7 protein-coding genes are annotated in these 4616 nt (G+C 63.4%); 6 read left to right on the forward strand and 1 reads right to left on the reverse strand.

Annotated elements, in window-relative coordinates; translation table 11 throughout:
- Both AC1D0P_RS22085 and AC1D0P_RS22090 read left to right on the forward strand, forming a co-directional pair.
- Positions 1-288 (forward strand): amidohydrolase family protein (locus tag AC1D0P_RS22085; RefSeq protein WP_477678706.1); only part of this gene is annotated, 288 nt, incomplete at its 5' end.
- Positions 289-299: 11 nt separating this feature from the next.
- Positions 300-1202 carry a pirin family protein gene (locus tag AC1D0P_RS22090; RefSeq protein ID WP_477678707.1) on the forward strand — a complete coding sequence of 301 codons (903 nt, stop codon included), beginning with the start codon at positions 300-302 and terminating at the stop codon, positions 1200-1202.
- A 34-nt stretch (positions 1203-1236) separates the two neighbouring features.
- Here AC1D0P_RS22090 and AC1D0P_RS22095 read toward each other — a convergent pair whose 3' ends face one another.
- A complete protein-coding gene (locus AC1D0P_RS22095) occupies positions 1237-2016 on the reverse strand; it encodes an IclR family transcriptional regulator (protein WP_477678708.1) in 780 nt (259 codons plus the stop codon).
- Between the two features lie 207 nt (positions 2017-2223).
- Between AC1D0P_RS22095 and AC1D0P_RS22100 the strand changes: the two genes are divergently transcribed.
- The 4 genes from AC1D0P_RS22100 to AC1D0P_RS22115 form a co-directional block, all read left to right on the forward strand.
- Positions 2224-3255: a TRAP transporter substrate-binding protein gene (locus tag AC1D0P_RS22100; protein ID WP_477678709.1), complete on the forward strand. Its 1032-nt coding sequence runs from the start codon at positions 2224-2226 to the stop codon at positions 3253-3255.
- A 5-nt stretch (positions 3256-3260) separates the two neighbouring features.
- Positions 3261-3719, forward strand: coding sequence for a type II 3-dehydroquinate dehydratase (locus AC1D0P_RS22105; protein ID WP_477678710.1), 459 nt, complete (start codon positions 3261-3263; stop codon positions 3717-3719).
- A gap of 1 nt (position 3720) precedes the next feature.
- Positions 3721-4293 carry a TRAP transporter small permease gene (locus tag AC1D0P_RS22110; RefSeq protein ID WP_477678711.1) on the forward strand — a complete coding sequence of 191 codons (573 nt, stop codon included), beginning with the start codon at positions 3721-3723 and terminating at the stop codon, positions 4291-4293.
- Positions 4290-4616 (forward strand): TRAP transporter large permease subunit (locus AC1D0P_RS22115; RefSeq protein WP_477678712.1); only part of this gene is annotated, 327 nt, incomplete at its 3' end. The genes AC1D0P_RS22110 and AC1D0P_RS22115, both read left to right, overlap by 4 nt.

Genomic DNA, 4616 nt, shown 5'->3' on the forward strand with positions numbered 1-4616 from the left:
GCCGAAGCGCTGAAGCTCTTCACCCGCGGTGCGGCGTGGTTCATGAATGCCGAATCCGAGTTGGGCATGATCGCCCCGGGCCACCTTGCCGACTTCGTGCTGCTGGACAGGGACTACTTCGAGGTTGCGGAATCCCAGATCAAATCCATCGCCTCGGTCTTGACCGTCATGGATGGCCGGGTGGTGTACGGCGCGCAGGACTACCAGCCGCTTTCGCCGGCATTGCCCGAGATCCTGCCCGCCTGGTCACCGATCAAACACTTCGGCGGCTACTACGAAACCCGATGAGGCCTGAAACCATGAACCCCCTCAACGACCTGCCGATTTCCGCCGGCGAAAGCTTTCGCCGCGTCACCTTCAGGACGCGCGGCACTACACACGGCCCGATCACCCGCTTGATGAGCCCATCGGACCTTGGTCACATGCTCAAGCCCTTCGTGTTTCTCGACCTTTTTAACGTCGACCTCCACGACCCGCGAGCAGGTTTCTCCATTCATCCGCACTCGGGACTTGCAACGATCACCGTCATCACCGACGGAGACCTGAGATTCGACGACCCAACAGACGGAACCGGCCACATCGGTTTCGGTGGCTTCGAGTGGATGCGCGCGGGCAAGGGCGTGTGGCACGGCAAAGAGCTGTCCGGCGGGACGACGCCGGGAGCCAAGGGATTTCAGCTCTGGATTGCCTTGCGTTCCGACCTGGAGCACGAGAACGTGGACAGTCAGTACCTTGAAGCCAGGCACGTCCCGACTGCCGGGCCGGCGCACGTGATTCTCGGCAGCTACGAAGGCGTCCGCAGCCCGGCACGCGCCCCTGAGGGTGTGACTTACCTGCTGGTGAGGCTGGCCGCCGGCACCGAGTGGACGTTCACGCCGCCTTCGACGGAGCCGCTTGCCTGGCTGGCGGTTTCAAGCGGTCATTTGATCGAGGAGACCCCAGCCGAAGCCGGCGAAATGGTCATTTTTGAGCAGGCAGTCCAGCCGATCAAATTGAAGGCCGGCCCAACCGGCGACGCCATCTTCGTGATTGGGTCCGCGGCACCCCATCCTCATGATTTGCATCTTGGGAGCTACTCCGTCCACACCTCCGCAGACGCACTGGCCAAGGGTGAGGCCAACATTGAGCGCTTGCGGCGGCTCCTGCTTGCGGCCGGCGACCGGCGAAACGCCAGCGGCACGATCCCCGTCTTCAAGGCGTGAGCCTCCTTGGCCGTCAGACCCGCCCGGGCGCTGCTCAGGCCCGCTTCTTGAACATGGCTGACGCACCGCTGGCCGAGCGAATCTTTTCGGCCGTGTCCAGCAATGCTTCCGACAACTCCTCCATGCGCGCCTCGGTCAGGCGCACCAGCGGGCCGGCGATGGTGACCACGCCTATCGCACCCGTGGGTGACATCACCGGTGCGGCCATGGCCGTCATCTGCGGGGCAAACACTTCGTTGATCATGCTGAAGCCGCGCTTGCGTGCTGCCTGCACATAGGCCAGCAGCGCCTTGACGGTGGTGGGGGCCTTGGGGCCGAAGTCTTTGGGTAAACCAAAGCCCTGTTTCGCTACCAGCCGCATGGCTTCTTCGTCGCTCAGGGTCGACAGCCAGGCGTGGCCGGCGGAGCTGCACGAGAGGCGCACCGACAGGCCCATGTCGGGGTCGTAACGCAGGCCGCGGCGTGCGCCCTGAGCCTTGGCGACAAAGGTGAGGTCGTCACCGTCGACCACGGCCAGGCGCACCAGCTCGCCCGATTCTTCGGCCAGGCTGTCGAGCAGCGGCTGCGCCACATCAACCACGCCCGACGCGCTCAAAAAGCCCAGGCCCAGCGACACGAGCTTGATGGTCAAAACGTATTCGCCCTGCTCACGCACCTGGCGCACATAACCGCAGCGGCACAGCTCGGCCAGCAGCCGGTGGGTGGCGCTGAGCGGCATGTCGAGCGTGGCGGCAAGCATGGAGACGGTTTGCCCCTCGGGGTGCACGGCCAGATGCTCCAGGGTTTTGAAGCTTCGTTCGAGAAGGGTGCTCATGGAGAAATGACGTGTTCAGGCAAAGGCATGGCGCTATTTGGCCACGCCTTTGCGGCCGGGCCAATCACGGAATGATAATGGTTTTCCATAATGGAAAGACTTTCCACATTGATTGATGATCCAGCCTGCCCTGAGGGTGGCGCGCGTATCGGCGCTGCCCGTCCGCTCACTTTCCACTATTCAAATCCGAGACAAAAGGAACCTTCCATGACGCCGATGCCCTCACTTCGCTTCACCCGCCGCACCCTCGCCCTGGCCGCAGCCGCCCTGTTGGGCCTCTCGACCACCGCCATGGCCCAGGACATCCAGGAACGCACCATCAAGTTCGGCCACCTGAACAACCCCGACCACCCGACCAGCCTGGGCGTGCGCAAGTTCGCCGAGATCGTCGCCGCCAAGAGCGGCGGCAAGATCAAGGTGCAGGAATTCGCGGCCTCCCAGCTCGGCAACGAGCTGCAGCAGCAATCCGCGCTGCAGGGTGGCGTGCAGGAAATGCTGGTGGCCTCGACGACGTCGCTGAACGGCATCGTCAAGGAATTCGGCCTGCTCGATTTTCCCTTCCTCTTCGCCAATGCGAAACAGGCTGACGCGCTGGTCGACGGCCCCCTGGGCAAGATGCTCACCGCCAAACTGCCTGAAAAGGGCGTGATCGTGCTGGGCTTCTTCGACCTGGGCTTTCGCAACGTCACCAACAGCAAGCGCCCCATCATGAAGGGCGCCGACCTGGAAGGCCTGAAGCTGCGCGTGATCCCGAACCCGGTGTTCCTGGAAACCTTCAAGACCTTCAAGGCCAACCCGGTGCCTATGCCCTTTGCCGAGCTGTACGGCGCGCTCGAAAGCAAGGCTGTGGATGGCCAGGAAAACCCCTTCGCGGTGATTGCCTCGAGCAAGTTCTATGAAGTGCAGAAGTACGTGAGCGGCACCAACCACGTCTATGCCACCAACCCGATCCAGATCAGCAAGCGCTTCTGGGACAAGCTCTCGGCGACCGAGCACAAAATCCTGCAGGACGCCGCCATCGAAGCCCAAAACTGGCAGCGCGTGGTCAGCCGTGAAGTCTCGGCCAAGGCCCTGGGCGAGCTCACGGCCAAGGGCATGCTCTACAACGACGTTCCGCCCGCCGAGCTGGCCAAGATGCGCGCCGACGTGCGTCCCGTCTACGAGAAGTTCTCCGCCGCGTATGACCCGGCCATCGTGGCCCTCTTCAAGTCCGAGCTGGAACGCGTGTCGAAGTTCTGACTGCCATGAAAATACTTGTGCTCCACGGGCCGAACCTGAACCTGTTCGGCCGCCGCGAACCCCACATCTACGGCACCACGACGCTCGCACAGATCAACGACATGCTGGCAACACTGGCCGGAGAGCTGGGCGTGACGCTAGCAACCATCCAGTCGAACCACGAAGGGGCGTTGATTGATTTCCTGCACCAGCACATCGACACGGCGCAGGGCGCGCTGGTCAACCCTGCCGGCTTAACGCAGCACGGCGTGCCGCTGCATGACGCGATCAAGGCCATGCCCTTCCCGGTGGTCGAGGTGCACATGTCGAACCTCGCGACACGTGAGCCCTGGCGCCACCACTCGATCATCTCGCCGGCGGTGAAGGGCACGATCCAGGGCTTCGGCCCGCGCTCCTACCTGCAGGGCCTTCGGGTCGTGACCGACATCGCGCGCGAAGCGCAGGCCCCCATCGTGCAAAACTGACATGGACAAGTTCGTCGACAAGGCCTGCAAAGGCATTGAGTTCCTCATCGCCCTCGGCCTGGCCATCATGGTCGTGCTGGTGTTCGGCAACGTCGTGTTGCGCTACGGCTTCAACTCGGGCATCACGGTGTCCGAAGAGCTGTCACGCTGGCTGTTCATCTGGGGCACCTTTCTCGGAGCGCTGGTCGCACTGCGTGAACACGGCCACCTCGGCATCGACATGGTGGTGGGGCGGCTGCCGGTCATCGGCAAAAAGATCTGCCTCATCATCGGCCACGCACTGATGATCTTCATCGTGGTGCTGCTGGCCATGGGCAGCTGGGAGCAGGTCAAGATCAACTGGGACGTCACGGCGCCGACGACCGGCTGGTCCATGTCCATCGTCTACCTCTCGGGTCTCGTGTTCGGCGTGCTTGCGTGCGGCCTGCTGCTGCTGGATTTGTGGAAGGTCATCACCGGCCAGCTGTCGGAGGACGAACTGGTCATGGTGCAGGAGTCGGAAGAGGCCGTGCAGCTCAAGCAGGTGCTGGACGATGCGCGCCAGCCGGACAACACCGTGGGAGCACGGCCATGACCATCTTCATTTTCATCGGCTCGCTGCTGGCCGCCATGGCCCTGGGCATTCCCATCGCGTTTGCGCTGCTGGCCAGCGGTGTCGCCCTGATGTGGCACCTGCAACTGTTCGACGCGCAGATCCTGGCGCAGAACCTGGTCGGCGGCGCCGACAGCTTCCCGTTGCTGGCCGTGCCCTTCTTCATGCTGGCCGGCGAGATCATGAACGTCGGCGGCCTGTCGCGCCGCATCGTCAACCTGGCGATGGCGCTGGTCGGCCACGTCAAGGGCGGGCTGGGCTACGTGACCATCATGGCGGGTTGCCTGCTGTCGGCACTATCGGGC

It is taken from the genome of Polaromonas sp. P1_G2 (assembly GCF_056405515.1).